Origin of the sequence: Ectopseudomonas oleovorans, from assembly GCF_029845265.1 — a bacterium.
GTDB lineage: Bacteria > Pseudomonadota > Gammaproteobacteria > Pseudomonadales > Pseudomonadaceae > Aquipseudomonas > Aquipseudomonas oleovorans.
This window is the reverse complement of record NZ_JAOCLK010000011.1, coordinates 94,182-111,240: the sequence shown is the minus strand read 5'-3', so window position 1 is coordinate 111,240 and position 17,059 is coordinate 94,182. Positions and strand designations below refer to the sequence as shown.

Below are 17,059 nucleotides of genomic sequence, written 5' to 3'. Positions count from 1 at the left end.
ACCGGCGAAGCGCTGATCCAGATAGGCGATGATCGCCTTGGACTCGTACAGCCAGGTGCTCTGGCCGTTTTCCTCGATGCGCAGGCACGGCACCTTGATGCGGCCGCCGTGCTGCTCCAGTGCCTGACGATGTTCGGCGTTGTTCTTGGCGTCGCGCAGTTGCACCGGCAGGTTGAGGCGGTGCAGGCTGCGCCTGACCTTGACGCAGAACGGGCAGGCGTGGAACTGGTACAGCGCCAGGTTGGCCGTGGCGCGCTCGACCTCGGCTTGCGCCTCGGGGCTGCGCTTTAGCTTGCGCGGGCGGCTGATCCAGTCGGCGAACACGACGAGCTGACCCAGGCCGATACGAAGGGCTTTGAGCAACATCTTTCTAACTCCTGAACGGGCATGCCGCGGGCGGCACTGCAAATGATCTTTGCGGCGTGCCCACCCTCATCCGGCGCTTCGCGCCACCTTCTCCCGGTGGGAGAAGGGTCATCGAAGAAGGCGTCGCTACGCGACTTTCACGCTAAACGGCGACGGCCGTTCACCGAAGTGAGCGGCCGTCGTCTTGAGTGGTGTCAACGAACCAGATTGAGGAATTCGCCGCGGGTCGCCGGGTTGCTGCGGAATTCGCCGAGCATCACCGAGGTGACCATGGAGGAGTTCTGCTTCTCCACGCCACGCATCATCATGCACATGTGCTGCGCTTCGATGACCACTGCCACGCCGAGTGCGCCGGTGACCTGCTCAATTGCTTCGGCGATCTGCCGGCTGAGGTTTTCCTGGATCTGCAGGCGGCGGGCGTACATGTCGACGATGCGCGCTACCTTGGACAGGCCGAGCACCTTGCCGTTGGGAATGTAGGCAACATGGGCCTTACCGATGAACGGCAGCAGATGATGCTCGCACAGCGAATACAGCTCGATGTTCTTGACCAGCACCATCTCGCTGTTGTCGGAGCTGAACAGCGCGCCGTTGGTGACCTCTTCCAGCGTCTGCTGGTAGCCACGGCAGAGGTACTGCATGGCCTTGGCGGCGCGCTTGGGCGTGTCCAGCAGGCCTTCGCGGGAAACGTCCTCGCCAAGCTGGCCAAGGATCGCGGTGTACTGTTGTTCCAGGGACATGGAAAATCCTGTTGGGTATCGAATGGGCGCAGGGTAGGGCGCCGACAGGGGCCTGGCAAGAGTGCCAGGTTCTCTGATTACTCGTCGCGACCATCCATCATGGTGCGCTTGAGGATGATGTATACCGCGCCGGTGCCGCCGTGCTTGGCCAGGCAGGAGCTGAACCCCAGCACCTGCGGGTGCTGGCGCAGCCAGGTGTTCACATGGCTTTTGATCATCGGTTTGCGCCCATCCATGCGCACCGCCTTGCCGTGGGTGACGCGTACGCAGCGAATCTCCAACTTGGTGGCTTCGGCGAGAAACTCCCACAGCGTGTCGCGCGCTTTCTCGACGCTCATGCCGTGGAGGTCGAGGCTGCCGTCGAACGGAATCTGGCCCAGCTTGAGCTTGCGCATCTGACCGTCCTGCACGCCGTTGCCGGCCCAGTACAGCGGGTCTTCAGCGCCAACGTCGATGACGAACTGGTCGGACAGCCCGTCCACCTTGATCTCGCCCTGGCTGATGGTTGCAGCCTGGCGCAGGGTGTTGAACTGTTTACGGTCAGTTTTGGGTTTGCCGGTATCGGCGCGGTCGTGCTTGATCGGCTTGACGCCGCGCAGCTCGGCCTGGAACAGGGAAAAGTCGTCGTCTTGCATCGGTGGCTCCGCGAAACAGGCTGGCATTTTACCCAAATGCCGGCCGTGTAAGCGTAGAAAGACGAATTTGTAGGAGCCCGCTTGCGGGCGATCATCAATTCGATTGAAGAAGAGCATCACCGGCAAGCCGGCTCCTACGGTTTTTGGTGCTGTGTTTTCGGGTGATCAGTCGCGCTTTTTCATCAATGATGGCGACAGGCTCAGATCGCTGGGGCGACGCAGGCGTCTGCGGCAGCGACGCCAGAAAGCGATCCCGGCCCACAACAGGAACAGGCCGAGCAGCAGCAGGACGGTGGCCTCGCCGGTGGAGTCGTTGAGCGTACCCAGTACCGGCGCGCGGCCTGCCAGCGAGGCGACACCCGCCATCGCCAGCAGAATGCCGAAGGCAGCGAGCAGGGCGCCCAGGCCGGCTCCGATACGCAGGCGCCAGTTTTTCGGCGGGCGTGGACGCAAGCGGCGTGCATCGAAATCGTCGGACAGCTTCATTCCGATTTCCTTTGGCTTATCCTCGGTATGACCGGCTGGTCGCGTCCGGGTTCCGCAGTGCTGGCGATACTGCTTCAGGTTTCACACCAGCGATTTGGCGTGCGGCACCAAGGTGGCGAAATTGTCGGCCAAGGCGATCATCTCGATGCGGTGCACCTCGGCGGCGGCGATCACGCTGCCATCCGGTGCAGGCAGGTCGCGGGTAGCGCAGGCAGCATCGACCAAGGTACAGCGATACCCGTAGTCCTTGGCTGCGCGCACGGTGGTGCTGACGCTCGAATGGGTCATGAAGCCGCAGACGATCAGGTCAAGATGGCCGAGCGCCTGCAGGCGGTCATGCAGCTCGGTACCAGCGAAGGCGTTGGGCAGGCGTTTTTCCACCACGATTTCGCCTGCCAGTGGCGCTGCCTCCGGTAGATGACGACCGCGCGGGCCGCTGGGGTCGAGCAGGCCGCCGGGAATGCCGAGGTGTTTGACGTGAACGATGTCGGCACCGGCACTGCGCGCTGCTGCCAGCAGGCTGGCGATCTCTGCCAGTGCGGGGGCCAGGCCCGGCAGCGCGAGGACGCCGCTGCGGTACTCTTCCTGGGCATCGATGATCAGCAGGGTCGCATTGTTCAGGCTGGCCGGTGCGTGGCCACGACCGGTGAGCTGGAACATGGTTTGCGGATGGGACATCTCGGGCTCCTGGCTGATGGTGATAATGTGCCATTGTCCGCTTGCCAGGGCGCTCTGTGAACCTCTATCTGCGCCAAGGCTTGCTCGGTGCATTTTGCCGGAGCAGAATCGGAACTGCCCTGAAGGACTCAGGGTCGTACGCAAAAGGAGTTGCCATGTCACTTTTGTCGCAGTTTTCCCCGCATTTCTGGCTTCTGTTCTCCATCGCCGTGGCCATCGCCGTTCTGCGCGAGCTGCGCCGTCCTGATGACGATGCACTGCGCAAGAAGCGCGAGCGCTCATGAATGTTCGTTAACCGCTCATTCATGCGCTGGCCACCCGCACTGGGCTAAACTTCCGCACTTTTCACCCGGAGGCCGCCCGTGACTGCTCTCACTACCCGTTTACGTACCCTGCGTGATTACATCCGCTGGGCCGTCAGTCGTTTTCAGGCCGAGCAACTGTTCTTCGGCCACGGCACCGACAATGCCTGGGATGAAGCGCGTCAGCTGGTGCTCGGCGCGCTGCACCTGCCTTGGGAAATCTCCGACGCCTATCTCGATTGCCGCCTGGAAGACGACGAGCACGCTCACCTGCAGACGCTGCTCAAGCGCCGCATCGAAGAGCGCGTACCCACCGCCTACCTGCTCGGCGAAGCCTGGTTCTGCGGTTTGCCCTTCGTCGTCGATGAGCGTGTGCTGGTGCCGCGCTCGCCGATCGCCGAGCTTATCGACCGTCACTTCGCCCCCTGGTTGCCAACCGAGCCGGCGCGCATTCTCGATCTGTGCACCGGTTCTGGCTGCATCGGCATCGCCTGCGCCTACGAATTCCCCGAAGCGGAAGTGGTGCTGGGCGATCTGTCGTTCGACGCGCTGGAGGTGGCCAACCTCAACATCGAGCGTCATGGCCTGGAGGAGCGCGTGTACTGCGTGCAGGGTGATGGCTTCGCCGGGTTGCCGGGGCAGCGTTTCGACCTGATCGTCTCCAACCCGCCTTATGTCGACGCCGAGGATTTTGCCGACATGCCGGCCGAGTACCAGCACGAGCCGGAGATGGGCCTGGCCTGCGGCAATGATGGCCTGGATCTGGTGCGACGCATGCTGGCTGAAGCGGCCGATCACCTGACCGAGCGTGGCGTGCTCATCGTCGAAGTGGGCAACAGCCAGGTGCATGTCGAAGCGCTGTACCCGGAAGTGGATTTCACTTGGTTGGACTTCCAGCGCGGCGGGCATGGTGTGTTCCTGCTGGCGGCCAAGCAGTGTCGCGAGCATCAGGCACTGTTTCGTTCGCGTATCGAAGGCTGATTCGCCGGTGCGCACCAAGGGCTGTTAGAGCGTAGGGCTAAGGCTGATCAGATAAGTTCTTTACCCCTCTCACTTACAGTGGAGGGGGCACTTTCTGTAGGAGCCAGCTTGCTGGCGATGCTTTTTATGGCGGATCGCCGGCAAGCCGGCTCCTACAAGGACCGAGGGCAACGGCTCAACTGAATGGCATTACTTTACGGGCTGATTTTTCGCGGCTTCCGCCGCAATGGATCAGCGTGTGGCGATCCAGATCAGCAACCCCGCCTGAAACAGGCTGAACGCCACCAGGCAGGTGATGGTGAAGCGCAGGCCACTGTCGTCACGCTTGAGACGCTCGAGCCGATCTTCCAGCTTGCGCAGTTTGACGTCCTGCTGCTGCAGCGTCTGGTCGGCCTGCTGCAGCATCGCCGCGGCGTCCAGCAACTCGATGATCTGTACCTTCTCTGCATGCCAGTCGCCATGCAGCGAGCTGACGCGCGGTGCGCTGTAGAAGGGCTTGAGTTGCAACGGGTCGCTGTACTCGATGGTGAAACCCTGCGCCTTCAGCGCGTGGTCACGGCGGGCGCGGGCGGCGTCGTTGAAATTGTCCTTGGTCGGCAGGGCGGCGCCCTCGACCTGGTAGTGCGCGTACTGCTTGCGCGCCCAGGCAATGCCCTGAGCCATGAGAAAACGCCCCAGGCCGCGATTGGCCGGTTCTACGCTGAGGCCCTTGTCCGGGCCGAAGCGAACTTCCTTGCGCTGATGGTCGGCCCAGACCTCCAGCAGGTTTTGCTGGCGATGCAGGCGCTGGCCGGGCACCTGGATGGTCAGGCGCAGCAGGCTCGTGTCTTTGGCGTGGCGTTCCACCCGGCCAAGCTGGACGAAGCGCAGCGGCCGCGGACCGGTTTCCCGGTCGACGGGCAGTGGCGCCAGACGCAGCAGGCTGAATTGCTCGGCTGGCAGGTCCGCCCAGGGATGCGGCGCGGCAGGCGTTTCGCTTGTCGCAGCTTCGGCATCTGGCGCTGGTGCCTGCGGGGCTGGGTTTTCGCTCATGGGCGTCCTGTGTACCGTTCGGTGGCCTTCGATGCGTTATCGGCCATTTTCCTCAGTACTGGAGCGAATGAAGGACAGGATCCGTTCGCCCAGCGCACGGGCCAAGGGTAGCTGCGGATCGTCGTAGGACGCCAGCTGTTCGTTCCAGGGCGCCGGGGTGATGCGCATCACGTGGTTCATGCCGGCGATCATCGCCAGTTCGGCATCGGGCTTGGCCTGCTTGAGGGCTTCGGCGTTGTCGGGGCTGACCTGGGCATCGTGGGTGCCTTGCACGATCAAGGCGGGGATCTGCAGCGCGGCGAAGTTCTCCGCCGGGTCCTGGCGCAGCAGGCTGATCAGGTAGGGCTGCACGCTGGGGCGATAGATCGCTTGCAGTTCCTTGGGCACCTCGGGCTGCAGCTTGCCGCGGATCAGGTTGGCGAGGATGTGCCTGCTCTCGGCCAGGAGCGGCGGCGGCAGGCGCATGGCCAGCTGCATATCCAGCACCTGGCCAACGGGGTAGGCGGGGCCGGCGATGGACACCAGTGCATCGGCCTGGCTGGCGGGCGCGGCCAGACTGGAGATCAGTGCGCCCTCGCTGTGACCGATCAGGATCAGTCGATCAAAACGCGGATCGTCCCTGAGCAGCTTGGCCCAGCCTTCGACATCGGCCACGTAACGCTCGACGCTGAGGTCCTTTTCGTCCGGCGTGGCAGCGCGGCTGGCGGCGACGCCGCGCTTGTCGTAACGCAGGCTGGCGATGCCATTGCGCGCCAGGACCTGGGCCAGCTTCTTCAGTGCATCGTTATGGCCGCCCTCGGGGTTGTTGCCATTGCGGTCGGTGGGGCCGGAGCCAGCGATCAGCAGCGCCACTGGCACCGGCTTGTCGCTTTGCGGCACCAGCAGGCTGCCGTACAGGGTGCCCTGGTCGGTGTCGAGGCTGATGGGTGATTGCTGGGTGGTGTTGGCCTGAGCCAGGCCGGTGATCAGGGTGAGGGACAAGAGTAGAGCTCGTAGCATGATGGGAACAAGGTAGTGGCAGACTGGCGTTGGACGCGTTCGGCTGGCCAAGGTTCGGGCACTTCTAAAAACTAGCTGCGTTATCATCACTGCGTTAGAAAACAGGCTCAAATGCTCATTTACAGCCCGTAAACTCCGCTTTTCGCCTGTTTTCAGCCTTGTGCTGACTGCCTCGCTTACGTTTTTAGAAATGCCCGTTCGGGGTGAACTGCAAGTTATCGGCAGGTATACTCGCCCACCTTGTGAATCGGGCCTGCGCAGCGCCGGGCCTGAGCTGAATTTCGCGGAGCGTCTTCCCATGTCCGGCAATACCTACGGCAAGCTGTTCACCGTCACCACCGCTGGCGAAAGCCATGGCCCGGCGCTGGTCGCCATCGTCGACGGTTGCCCGCCTGGTGTCGAGATTACTCTGCAAGACCTGCAGCGCGACCTCGATCGCCGCAAGCCTGGCACCAGCCGCCACACCACGCAGCGCCAGGAAGACGACGAGGTGGAAATCCTCTCCGGCGTGTTCGAGGGCAAGACCACCGGCTGCTCCATCGGCCTGCTGATCCGCAACACCGACCAGAAGTCCAAGGACTACTCGGCGATCAAGGATCTGTTCCGCCCGGCCCACGCCGACTACACCTACCACCACAAGTACGGCATCCGCGACTACCGTGGCGGCGGCCGCAGCTCGGCGCGCGAAACTGCCATGCGTGTGGCGGCCGGCGCCATCGCCAAGAAGTTCCTGGCCAGCCAGGGCATCGTCATCCGTGGCTACATGAGCCAGCTCGGCCCCATCGAGATCCCGTTCAAGACCTGGGACAGCGTCGAGCAGAACGCCTTCTTCAGCCCCGACCCGGACAAGGTGCCGGAGCTGGAGGCCTACATGGATCAGCTGCGCCGTGACCAGGATTCGGTCGGCGCGAAGATCACCGTGGTCGCCGAAGGGGTGATGCCGGGCCTCGGCGAGCCGATCTTCGACCGCCTCGACGCCGAACTGGCCCATGCGCTGATGAGCATCAACGCGGTCAAGGGCGTGGAGATCGGCGCCGGCTTCGCCTGCGTCGCCCAACGTGGCACCGAGCACCGCGACGAGCTGACTCCGGAGGGCTTCCTCTCCAATAACGCTGGCGGCATTCTCGGTGGTATTTCCAGTGGCCAGCCGATCGTTGCCCACCTGGCGCTCAAGCCGACCTCCAGCATCACCACGCCGGGGCGCTCCATCGACGTCGACGGTAACCCGGTGGATGTGATCACCAAGGGCCGTCACGACCCCTGCGTGGGCATTCGTGCCACGCCGATCGCCGAGGCGATGATGGCCATCGTGCTGATGGATCACCTGCTGCGTCACCGCGCGCAGAACGCCGACGTGCGCGTCACCACACCGGTGCTGCCACAGCTGTGACCTGGGCGCGTGCGGCCCTGCCTTACTGGCGGCTGTCCGGCTTCTACTTCTTCTACTTCGCTCTGCTCGGGGGTACGGCGCCGTTCCTGGCGCTGTACTTCGACCACCTGGGCTTTTCTCCGGCGCGGATCGGCGAGCTGATCGCCATTCCCATGCTGATGCGCTGTCTGGCACCGAACCTGTGGGGCTGGCTGGGTGACCACACCGGGCAGCGCCTGTTGATCGTACGTTTCGGCGCGCTGTGCACCCTGGTCTGCTTCGCCGGCATCTTCTTCAGTCAAAGCTACGCCTGGCTGGCGCTGATCATGGCCACGCACGCCTTCTTCTGGCATGCGGTGCTGCCGCAGTTCGAGGTCATCACCCTGGCCCATCTGCGCGAGCAGGCGGCGCGCTACAGCCAGATTCGCTTGTGGGGGAGCATCGGCTTTATCGTCGCCGTGGTCGGCCTCGGCCTGCTGTTTGAGTGGCTGAGTCTGGATGCCTATCCGGCAGCGCTGCTGGTGATCATGGCCGGTATCGTCGTCAGCAGTTTCTGGGTGCCCAATGCACAGCCTGTGCTGCGCCCGAGCACGCTGGAGCCGGAAGGCTTTGTGCGCCAATTGCGTCGCCCCGGCATCCTCGCGTTTTACCTCAGCGTCGGGCTGATGCAGTTGAGCAACGGCCCGTACTACACCTTCCTCACTCTGCACCTGGAGGGCGTTGGCTACAGTCGTGGCGCCATCGGGTTGTTCTGGGCCTTGGGGGTGGCGGCGGAGATCCTGCTGTTCCTGGTCATGGCGCGACTGCTGCAGCGCTACTCGCTGCGCGCGGTACTGCTGGCCAGCTTCCTGATCACCGCCATGCGCTGGCTGCTGCTGGGCGGTCTGCCCCAGTACCTGCCGGTGCTGCTGCTGGCGCAGTGCATGCACGCCGCCACCTTCGGCGCGTTCCATGCTGCCTGTATCCACTTCGTGCAGCGCAGTTTTGCGGACCGCCAGCAGGGGCAGGCCCAGGCGCTCTATGTCAGCCTGGCCGGCATCGGCGGTGCGTTGGGCGCGCTATATGCCGGTTACAGCTGGAAGGGCCTGGGCCCGGCCTGGACCTTCGCCATCGCCAGTCTGGTAGCCTTGCTGGCAGCCTTCATCATTGCCACCCGTCTGCCGCCCGAGCGACCCTGAATCGAGTGAACCCTCCATGAGCAGTCTCGCCGTCTACCCGCACACCTCCCCGGAACTGCCGAACAAGGTTCTCAACCACGCCGACGATATCGCCAGCACCCTGTCCGCGGTGGACATCGACTATCGCCAGGTGGAATTGCCGGCTGCGTTGCGCCCCGGCTGTGAGCAGGCCGAGTTCGACGCTGCCTATGGTCTGTGGCTGCAGGCGTTCATGGGCAAGGAAGGCCATGTGCAGCAGGAGCTGTTCAACCTGCAGCGCAACCATCCGCAGAAACTGGAGTTGCGCGCTCGGTATTTGGACGAGCAAGTGCAGTCTAGCGCCAGTACCTGGTTGTTCCTGGGTGGTTTCGCCCAGCTCAGCGTGCATCTGGATGGCTACGTGTATGTGCTGCAGGGGGAGCGTGGCGACCTGCTGACGCTGCCGGCCGGCACTCGTCACTGGTTCGACCTAGGTGAAGAACCGCACGTGCTGGCTCTGCGCCTGAGCCTTGGCGACGAGACGCCAGAGCGGACGGGCGACGATATCGCCAGCCGCTTTCCGCGCCTGGGGGACTGAGGGAACCCCAGCCAATCAACGACTATCCTATGCAGGCAACCTTTCAGACAGGAGTGTCGTCATGGGTTCCACCTTCAATGGGCTGCTCGGCCTGGTCATCCTGGCCCTGGATATCTGGGCCATCATCAACGTGGTCAAAAGCAACGCGGAAACTGGAATCAAGATTCTATGGATTCTGCTGATCGTGCTGTTGCCTGTAATCGGCCTGATCATCTGGGCGCTGATGGGGCCGCGCGGCAACGTCAGAATATGAGGCGTCTGTGGCTGCTGGTCTTGGCGCTGCTGCCGCTGTTCAGTGTGGCAGCAGATAACGCCGACGCCTGGCAGGCATTGCGCGAAGGTCGTGCGCTGATACTCATGCGTCACGCCACCGCGCCGGGTACGGGCGACCCGGCGAACTTTCGCCTGGGACAATGCGAAACCCAGCGCAACCTCAACGCTCAAGGGCGTGCCGAGGCCCGGCGCTGGGGCGAGTTGCTCGCGCGTCAGGGGATCGAACAGCCGCGGCTTCTCAGCAGTCGCTGGTGCCGCGCGCTGGACACGGCCAGCAACATGCAGCGCGGCCCGGTACAACCATTCGCGGCGCTGGATTCGTTCTTCGGCAAGCCCGAGGATGGTGCCGAGCAGACCGCCGAGCTGATTCGCTCGGTCAACCAACTGCCTGCTGGCGCGCCGTTGGTGCTGGTTTCCCATCAGGTCAATATCACCGCCCTGACCGGCATCTTTCCGGCGTCGGGCGAAGGGCTGATTCTGGCTTTGCCCCTGCGTCCGCGTGCAGAGCCTCTGGCGCGCATACCCGCGCCCTAGGGTGTGTACGAAAAGTCGTCGAGCGAAGGTCAGGCGATACCGATGGCGGCCCCGCAAAAACGGGTGAGGAACGGACTGGGCTTGCACTCGAGTTTACGAGCTGTAAATGAGCATTCGACCGGGCTGGCGTTCCAGCCCGTTTTTAACGAAGCATCACTGAGCGCAGGCACTTTTCGTACAGAGCCTAGGCTACAAAGCCAGTTGCGCCTGCGTTGGCTGCAATACACCCTCGAGTTCCAGCAACTGCTGCTTGCGCGGCAGGCCACCGGCATAACCGGTCAGGCTGCCGTCCCGGCCGATCACGCGATGGCAGGGCACGATGATGGAGATGGGGTTGGCGCCATTGGCCGTCCCCACCGCGCGTACGGCCTGCGGTCTGCCGATGACATTGGCCAGCTCCGAATAGCTGCAGGTGCGACCGTAGGGTATGGCCAACAGCGCCTGCCAGACCGCCTGCTGAAATGCTGTGCCCCTCGGCGCCAGGCGCAATTCGAACTGACGGCGCTTGCCGGCGAAGTATTCATCGAGCTGGCTGCACACGGCGTCCAGCTCGCGGCCAGCGGGCTGCCAATGGTCTTCGATGCGCCAGGGCCGGCTGTCCAGCTCCATCAGCAGCAGTTGCAGGCCGCTGTCGTCGGCTGCGATCAGCAGCGGACCGACGGGGCTGTCGTGGTAGCGGTAATGCATGACTCAGCCTCCCGAATAGTTATGCCAGAGATGCGCCGCCGCATAAGCGCGCCACGGGCGCCAGGCTTCCGCGCGTGTTTTCAGGCGGCGCGCATCGATACCTTCCGTTCCCCATACCGGCGCCTTGAGCAAACCCAGGTCGCTGGCGGGAAAGGCGTCGGCCTCACCGAACGCGCGCAGGGCGATGTACTCGGCTGTCCACGGGCCGATGCCTGGCAGGGCGCATAGCTGCTCGATCAGGGCTGCACTGCCGTCGGCCAGATGCAGTTTCAGACCGCCATCGGCAATGCGCGCGGCGAAATGTTGCAGGCACTGCACACGTTTGCCGGGCATGCCGATGCCGCTCAGGTCGGCCTCGGCAAGCGCCTGTGGCGAGGGGAACAGATGGCTGATGCCCAGCGTTTCTGGCGTCTCGATCCGTGCGCCGACACGCTGTACCAGGCGCCCGACTATGGTGACCGCCGCCTTGACCGTGACCTGCTGGCCGACGATGGCGCGCACCGCCTGTTCGAACGGATCGAACGCCACCGGCAGGCGCAGGCCGGGATTGCGCTGCAGCAGCGGGGCGAGCAGTTCATCAGTGCTCAGGTGCAGGGCAATCGCCTCGGGCTCGCTGTCGAGGTCGAACATGCGCCGCACGCGCTGTTCGAGTTGATCGAGATGTGCGGGCGAGGCCAGGCGGCAGCGCAGTTCCAGCGCGTTCTGCCCTGGCAGCGGGGCAACCCGAAACCAGCCGGGTGTGCCGTCGATGCTGAAGCCGCGGCTGTAGCTGTCCGCGCTCAGTGACTCCAGCCCGGGAATCGCGCGCAGGGCGAAGTGGCTGTGGAACTGTTGCCAGTCCCAGGGCGGTTGGTAGGGCAGAAGCAGCGTGATGATATTCATGGCTGGCACCCTAGCGCGGCGTTTGCGCCTTGTCAGCGAGAAGATGACTTTCAAACCTCGGCACGCCCGCGAAGGCTGCCTGGACGCGACTCCGATGGATCGTTACGCCGACCGCTCGTAGGGTGGATCGGAATGCCGAGCACTCGTAGCGCCAGCTCGTAGGGTGGACTCAGGAGCGCCAGCGAACAGTCCACACATAGTGCCTACCGTGATGGCGTACTGCTTCCGAGCGGCCGGCGTCCCGGTACGCCCTACACCAACGCTTCCCGTTGATAACGCCCCGGCGTTACGCCTTTCCAGCGCTTGAAGGCGTGGATGAAGTTTGACAGTTCTCCATAACCCAGGCGCTCGGCAATCTCTTCCAGGCTCAGGCCGCCGGCGGCCAGCAGCTCTTCGGCCAGCGCCTGGCGCACTTCGTCCTGCAGGGCACGGAAGCTCGTGTCTTCTTCGATCAGGCGCCGGCGCAGGGTGCGGCTGCTCAGGTGCAGGCGCTCTGCGACCTGTTCCATGTCGGCGATCTGTCCCGGCGACTGCAACAGCAACTGACGCACCCGTCCGGCCAGGCCCTGATGCCATTGATGGCGCGCCAGCAACGCCTGGCATTGCTGTTCACAGGCGCTGACCAGTTGCGGGTTGGCTCGTGGCAGTGGGTTGTCCAGCAAATCGGCGGCAAAACCCAGGCGATTGTGCGCCGCGCCGAAGCGCGGCACCTGGCCGAAGGCGGCGATAAAGGGTGAGACGTCAGCCGGTGCAGGCTGGCGCAGCTCCACGGTCAGCAATTGCAGCGTGCTGCCCAGCAGCTCGCGCACGACCACCAGGGCACCGAGCATGTCGCGCTGCACGATGAAGTCATGCAGCGCCGGGGGCAGGGCGCTGTCGTCGAAACTCAGGCTGGCGATGGCGTCATCCACGCTAAGACTGATGCGGGTGAAGGCATAGGTCAGGCCGTGATAGCGCAGGCCAAGTTCGGCGGCCTGGCGCACCGTGGCGCTGCTGAGAATGGCGTAACCCCAGGCCCCGTAGGTGGTCAGGTGGTAGCGCCGACCGGCCTGAAGGCCAAGGTCTTCGACTGCGGGTAGTGCCTCGACCAGGTTGGCGATCAACTGCAGCTCACGCTGCGCTTCGATTTCCCCGTTCAGGCTGGCCAACTGCACCGGGCTGAGCCCCGTTTCATGCAGGCACCTGTCCAGGCTCAGGCCAAGATCGAGCCCCAGCTGCGTGAGCAACTGAATGCTGGTGATGCTGCGGCGTGCTGGCCAGGGGGATGACATAGATTGTCCGAAAATCACAATATCCTGGCCGACTATGCCATAACCCGGGCAGGGCGAGGCAAGTAGCATCTGCTCATCGCCATACACGGGTCACTACAATGCACAACAACCCCCGTACGAACGCGCCCTGGCGCGTGTTGATCATCGGCAGCGGCTTTGCCGGTCTGGGCCTGGCCATGCAGTTGCGCAAGGCCGGTGAGGACGACTTCCTGTTGCTGGAAAAGGCCGGCGAGGTCGGCGGTACCTGGCGCGACAACAGCTATCCAGGCGCCGCCTGCGATGTGCCTTCGCACCTGTATTCCTTTTCCTTCGAGCCCAAGCACGACTGGTCGCGCAAGTTCGCACCACAGGCGGAAATCCACGCCTACATCCTGCAGTGCGTGGAGAAACACCGGCTGCGCCCGCACATCCGTCTGAACAGCGAAGTGCTCGGCGCCGAGTTCGATGCCGCGCGCGGCATTTGGCGTGTCGAGCTGGCAGGGGGCGCATTGATCGAAACGCAGGCGCTGGTCAGTGCCTGCGGCCAGCTCAATCGGCCGGCCTACCCGAAACTGCCCGGCCTGGAGCATTTTCGCGGCGAGGCTTTTCATTCGGCGCGCTGGCGCCATAATCTGGATCTGACCGGCAAGCGCGTGGCGGTAATCGGCACCGGCGCTTCGGCGATCCAGTTCGTGCCGCAGATCCAGCCTAAGGTCGCCAGCCTGAGCCTGTTCCAGCGCTCGGCTGCCTATGTGCTGGCCAAGCCGGATCGTGCCTATCGACCCTGGGAGATTGCTCTAAAACAGCGTTTGCCCCTGCTGCAACGCGCCGACCGCCTCCTGCAATACCTGCATCACGAGGGCCGTGCGCTGGCCTTTATCCGCTTCCCCTGGCTGATGCGCCTGTTCCGCCACAGCTTCACCCGTCACCTGCAGCGGCAGATGCCCGATGCCGGCAAGCGTGAGCGGTTGCAGCCGAACTACCCCATGGGCTGCAAGCGTATCCTGATCAGCAACGACTACTTCCCGGCACTGGCGCAGGCCAATGTCGAGATCGTCGACTCGGCGATTCGCGAAGTGCGCGAGCAGTCGCTGGTGACGGCCGATGGTCGTGAGCATCCCTGCGATGTGCTTATCTACGGCACCGGTTTCACCGCCACCGATTTCCTCGCGCCGATGCACATTCGCGGCCTCGATGGGCTGGAGCTGAATCAGGCCTGGAAGGGGGGCGCCGAGGCCTACAAGGGCATCAGCGTCAGCGGTTTTCCCAACCTGTTCCTGCTCTACGGGCCGAACACCAACCTCGGCCACAACTCCATTCTCTATATGCTCGAGAGCCAGTACGCCTACGTACTGGGCTGCCTGCAGGCGCTGCGCGAACAGGGGCTGCGTTATCTCGATCTGCGCCCGACGGTGCAGCGCAGTTACAACGCCGATCTGCAGCAGGCGACTCATCGAACGATATGGGAACAGGGCTGCGACAGCTGGTACAAGACCGCGACCGGCAAGAACACCAACAACTGGCCGGGGTTCACCTTTACCTATCGCCTCATGACCCGTACTCCGGAGCTTGCCGACTATGACTGCGTCCGCTGACTTCAAAGCCCCAGCCGCCGAGCAGATGCTGCTGCGCGGCCTGTTGCGCGGCTTTCTGCGCTTGTTCTTCCGTGGCCTGGTACGGCCGCCGATGCCGGTGGCCGGGCAGCGTCGTGTGCTGCGTGCGCTCACCGCCATCACCCTGACGCCGCGCGGCGTCAGCCGCAGCGCCGATACCCTGGCCGGGCGCCCTTGCGAGTGGCATCGACCGCCTGTCAGCAGCGGCAGCGTGCTGCTCTACTTGCACGGCGGCGCCTTCATGATCGGCGGACCAGACACGCACCGAGGCATCTGCGCCAGCCTGGCCAAACGCGCTGCTCTGGAGGTCTGTGCGCTGGACTACCGCCTGGCGCCGGAGTATCCCTATCCGGCGGCGCGCGATGATGTGGTGGCGGCTTACCAGGCATTGTTGGAGGTCGGCTATAGGCCCGAACAGATCGCCATTGGCGGCGACTCGGCCGGCGGCAACCTGAGCCTGGTCGGCTGCCTGCGCATCATCGAACTCGGCCTGCCGCCGCCCGCCGCCCTGGTGTGCTTCTCGCCGGTCACCGATTTCACTGGCGAGCAGATGCACGAGCCGCACGCCGGCGATCCGCTGATCCACCCCAGCTGGATCGAACAGGCTGCCGATCTGTATTGCCCGGCTGACCTGCCGCGCAACGACCCGGGCATGTCACCGGTGTTCGCCGACCTCAGCCAACTGCCGCCGACGCTGATTCAGGTGGGCGAAGACGAGTTGCTGCTCAACGACAGCCTGCGTCTGGCCGAGCGCGCCAAGGCGGCCGGGGTGAACGTGCGCCTGGAGCGTTATCCGGGGCTGTGGCACGTGTTCCAGGCGCACGTCGGCATGTTGCGTACGGCAGATTACGCCATTGCCCGCGTGGCGGCCTTTCTCCGTGAACGGGGCTTGTGATGAGCAGCATCCTCATCAGCGGTGCTGCATCGGGCATTGGCGCCGCCACCGCGCGACTGTTTCACACACGGGGCTGGCGTGTCGGACTGCTCGATGTCGATGAAAAGGCGCTGGTCGCCGAGCTGGGCGGCGCGTGGCATGCGCCGCTGGATGTGGTCGAGGCCGCAGCAGTGAAGGCCGCGCTGGGCGATTTCTGCGCGCTGAGCGGCGGTCAGTTGCGCCTGCTGTTCAATGGCGCAGGCATTCTGCGCACCGGTGCCTTCGCCGATATCGAGCTGGAGCAGCACACGCGCCAGGTACAGATCAATGTGCTCGGCGTGCTCAATCTTTGCCATGCGGCCTATCCCTATCTCAAGGTCACGTCAGCGGCGCAAGTGATCAACATGGGCTCGGCCTCGGCGCTCTATGGCGTGCCGCAACTGGCCAGCTACTCGGCCAGCAAGTTCGTCGTGCGTGGGCTTACCGAGGCGCTGGAGCTGGAGTGGCGTGAATACGGCATTCGCGTGGGGGATCTGATGCCGCCATTCGTCGACACGCCGATGGTCCGCAGCCAGGCGAAGCGTCCGCCGGTGATGCGCCGTCTCGGCGTGCGTCTGGAGGCCGAGCAGATCGCCGAAGCAGCCTGGAAGCAGGCCCACGGCAGCACCGTGCATCGCCCGGTGGGGCTGCAATTCGGCCTGGTGTTCAGCCTTGGGTAGATCACGCCGGGCTGGATCAACAGGTTGCTGATGGCCTGGCTGAGTCGCCCGTGCGTTCCGGCGAGGCATGCAGGCTGGCCAATTGCCGTCGGTCGTCGGCTTTGTCACAAAGGCTTTCTGGGCGACGCCAATCTCGCGTTTAGCGGCTACTCTTGGGGTGACGGTTTTCAGCCCGGCGTTCTGTCGGGCAGTCGTCGATACGCTTGCAGTAGACACATCGAGCACCAGCTCGATTCTCGGGGTGGCGTCACTTGGATGCTTCTGTAAACGCAGGGTGTTTTCAGAGGTTTCCGGTAGAGGCCGCGACACCGTACCTAGGACGGTCGTATTGGGAAAGCGGTTAATCCATCCATAGCCTGAGAGGGGGTCGTTTATGAGCACAGCCTTCCACGAAGACTCCAGCACGTCGGTGCTGCGTCGGATGAAAGAAGGGGGATTCGACTTCGCCCAGTTTCACCCGATCGAGTTCTACGCCATCTTTCCCGACGAAGAACGGGCCAGAATGGCGGCCAGAAACTTTCGCGGCGAGTCGCTCAACGCCCAGATATTCGCCCGCGAGGACGGTATATGGCACCTGCAAATCAGCAAAGTGATGTACGCCACCCATGCCGGTATCGGCGAGTTCGAACATGACCTGGAGTCCATCGTCGTCCCGCTGGGCGGCAAGATGGATGGCTGGGGCGTTACCCAGGAGGTGAAAGCGTCAGCCATGCGTTAGGGAAACACTGAAAAAATTGTCATGCCCGCGCAGGCGGGCATCCAGAACCAGCGAATTATCTGGGCTCCCGCCTTCGCGGGAGTGACGATAGCCGGCTTTTTCAGGACATCCTCAAATGTGGATGCAGCGGCGTCCATCCGCTCAGACCATCGGCCGGCTGGCCGGCCGATGGCTTCAAACCCCAGCC

General features: G+C 63.9%; 21 protein-coding genes. 11 read left to right on the top strand and 10 right to left on the bottom strand.

The features are described from left to right. The 5 genes from N5J71_RS08350 to N5J71_RS08330 all read right to left on the bottom strand — a co-directional run. The coding region (locus tag N5J71_RS08350) for a glutaredoxin family protein (RefSeq protein WP_003460871.1) at nt 1-366 on the bottom strand (366 nt) is incomplete at its 3' end. Nucleotides 367-560: 194 nt separating this feature from the next. Then, on the bottom strand, nt 561-1,106 hold the full coding sequence (gene folE / locus N5J71_RS08345) for a GTP cyclohydrolase I FolE (RefSeq protein WP_003460872.1): 546 nt from the start codon (nt 1,104-1,106) through the stop codon (nt 561-563). A 77-nt stretch (nt 1,107-1,183) separates the two neighbouring features. Then, nucleotides 1,184-1,741, bottom strand: coding sequence for a Smr/MutS family protein (locus tag N5J71_RS08340; RefSeq protein WP_003460873.1), 558 nt, complete (start codon nt 1,739-1,741; stop codon nt 1,184-1,186). 165 nt (nt 1,742-1,906) lie between these two features. Further along, a complete protein-coding gene (locus tag N5J71_RS08335; protein WP_074857906.1) occupies nt 1,907-2,227 on the bottom strand; it encodes a hypothetical protein in 321 nt (106 codons plus the stop codon). Nucleotides 2,228-2,308: 81 nt separating this feature from the next. After that, nucleotides 2,309-2,905 carry a cysteine hydrolase family protein gene (locus N5J71_RS08330; protein WP_074857908.1) on the bottom strand — a complete coding sequence of 199 codons (597 nt, stop codon included), beginning with the start codon at nt 2,903-2,905 and terminating at the stop codon, nt 2,309-2,311. A gap of 155 nt (nt 2,906-3,060) precedes the next feature. Between N5J71_RS08330 and N5J71_RS08325 the strand changes: the two genes are divergently transcribed. Together N5J71_RS08325 and prmB are read left to right on the top strand one after the other, a co-directional pair. Next, on the top strand, nt 3,061-3,189 hold the full coding sequence (locus N5J71_RS08325; RefSeq protein WP_017679228.1) for a hypothetical protein: 129 nt from the start codon (nt 3,061-3,063) through the stop codon (nt 3,187-3,189). 78 nt (nt 3,190-3,267) lie between these two features. Then, entirely contained in the window at nt 3,268-4,188 is a 921-nt protein-coding gene (prmB, locus tag N5J71_RS08320; RefSeq protein WP_074857911.1) for a 50S ribosomal protein L3 N(5)-glutamine methyltransferase, read from the top strand. A 231-nt stretch (nt 4,189-4,419) separates the two neighbouring features. On the opposite strand, the gene N5J71_RS08315 is transcribed toward prmB, so the two are convergent. Further along, nucleotides 4,420-5,220 carry a hypothetical protein gene (locus N5J71_RS08315; protein WP_074857913.1) on the bottom strand — a complete coding sequence of 267 codons (801 nt, stop codon included), beginning with the start codon at nt 5,218-5,220 and terminating at the stop codon, nt 4,420-4,422. 36 nt (nt 5,221-5,256) lie between these two features. Further along, entirely contained in the window at nt 5,257-6,219 is a 963-nt protein-coding gene (locus N5J71_RS08310) for an alpha/beta hydrolase (RefSeq protein ID WP_039964689.1), read from the bottom strand. 298 nt (nt 6,220-6,517) lie between these two features. On the opposite strand from N5J71_RS08310, the gene aroC reads away from it, so the two are divergent. From aroC to N5J71_RS08285, 5 genes are all read left to right on the top strand, one after another. Continuing rightward, nucleotides 6,518-7,609 carry a chorismate synthase gene (gene aroC / locus N5J71_RS08305; RefSeq protein ID WP_003460880.1) on the top strand — a complete coding sequence of 364 codons (1,092 nt, stop codon included), beginning with the start codon at nt 6,518-6,520 and terminating at the stop codon, nt 7,607-7,609. Then, a complete protein-coding gene (locus N5J71_RS08300; RefSeq protein WP_003460881.1) occupies nt 7,606-8,766 on the top strand; it encodes an MFS transporter in 1,161 nt (386 codons plus the stop codon). The genes aroC and N5J71_RS08300 overlap by 4 nt, the downstream gene beginning before the upstream one ends. 16 nt (nt 8,767-8,782) lie before the next feature. Then, nucleotides 8,783-9,322 (top strand): acireductone dioxygenase, encoded by a 540-nt coding sequence (locus N5J71_RS08295; protein ID WP_003460882.1) that lies wholly within the window; start codon nt 8,783-8,785, stop codon nt 9,320-9,322. A gap of 61 nt (nt 9,323-9,383) precedes the next feature. Then, on the top strand, nt 9,384-9,575 hold the full coding sequence (locus tag N5J71_RS08290) for a PLDc N-terminal domain-containing protein (RefSeq protein WP_003460883.1): 192 nt from the start codon (nt 9,384-9,386) through the stop codon (nt 9,573-9,575). Next, nucleotides 9,572-10,129 carry a histidine phosphatase family protein gene (locus tag N5J71_RS08285; protein WP_279916655.1) on the top strand — a complete coding sequence of 186 codons (558 nt, stop codon included), beginning with the start codon at nt 9,572-9,574 and terminating at the stop codon, nt 10,127-10,129. The genes N5J71_RS08290 and N5J71_RS08285 overlap by 4 nt, the downstream gene beginning before the upstream one ends. Nucleotides 10,130-10,318: 189 nt before the next feature. Here the strand turns inward: N5J71_RS08285 and N5J71_RS08280 are convergent, their stop codons facing one another. The 3 genes from N5J71_RS08280 to N5J71_RS08270 all read right to left on the bottom strand — a co-directional run bounded on the left by N5J71_RS08280 (nt 10,319) and on the right by N5J71_RS08270 (nt 12,969). Beyond that, nucleotides 10,319-10,816 (bottom strand): methylated-DNA--[protein]-cysteine S-methyltransferase, encoded by a 498-nt coding sequence (locus N5J71_RS08280; RefSeq protein WP_072425619.1) that lies wholly within the window; start codon nt 10,814-10,816, stop codon nt 10,319-10,321. A 3-nt stretch (nt 10,817-10,819) separates the two neighbouring features. Next, nucleotides 10,820-11,698, bottom strand: coding sequence for a DNA-3-methyladenine glycosylase family protein (locus N5J71_RS08275; protein WP_279916654.1), 879 nt, complete (start codon nt 11,696-11,698; stop codon nt 10,820-10,822). A 251-nt stretch (nt 11,699-11,949) separates the two neighbouring features. After that, nucleotides 11,950-12,969, bottom strand: a complete 1,020-nt coding sequence (locus N5J71_RS08270; protein ID WP_279916653.1) for an AraC family transcriptional regulator — start codon at nt 12,967-12,969, stop codon at nt 11,950-11,952. Between the two features lie 98 nt (nt 12,970-13,067). Here N5J71_RS08270 and N5J71_RS08265 point away from each other — a divergent pair, with 98 nt between their 5' ends. The 4 genes from N5J71_RS08265 to N5J71_RS08250 all read left to right on the top strand — a co-directional run bounded on the left by N5J71_RS08265 (nt 13,068) and on the right by N5J71_RS08250 (nt 16,872). Then, a complete protein-coding gene (locus N5J71_RS08265; protein WP_279916651.1) occupies nt 13,068-14,543 on the top strand; it encodes a flavin-containing monooxygenase in 1,476 nt (491 codons plus the stop codon). Next, a complete protein-coding gene (locus tag N5J71_RS08260; protein ID WP_279916650.1) occupies nt 14,527-15,456 on the top strand; it encodes an alpha/beta hydrolase in 930 nt (309 codons plus the stop codon). The genes N5J71_RS08265 and N5J71_RS08260 overlap by 17 nt, the downstream gene beginning before the upstream one ends. Beyond that, nucleotides 15,456-16,154: an SDR family oxidoreductase gene (locus N5J71_RS08255; protein ID WP_084341483.1), complete on the top strand. Its 699-nt coding sequence runs from the start codon at nt 15,456-15,458 to the stop codon at nt 16,152-16,154. The genes N5J71_RS08260 and N5J71_RS08255 overlap by 1 nt, the downstream gene beginning before the upstream one ends. Before the next feature lie 373 nt (nt 16,155-16,527). Continuing rightward, nucleotides 16,528-16,872, top strand: a complete 345-nt coding sequence (locus N5J71_RS08250; protein ID WP_125874051.1) for a ribonuclease E inhibitor RraB — start codon at nt 16,528-16,530, stop codon at nt 16,870-16,872. Nucleotides 16,873-17,059: the final 187 nt, after the last annotated feature.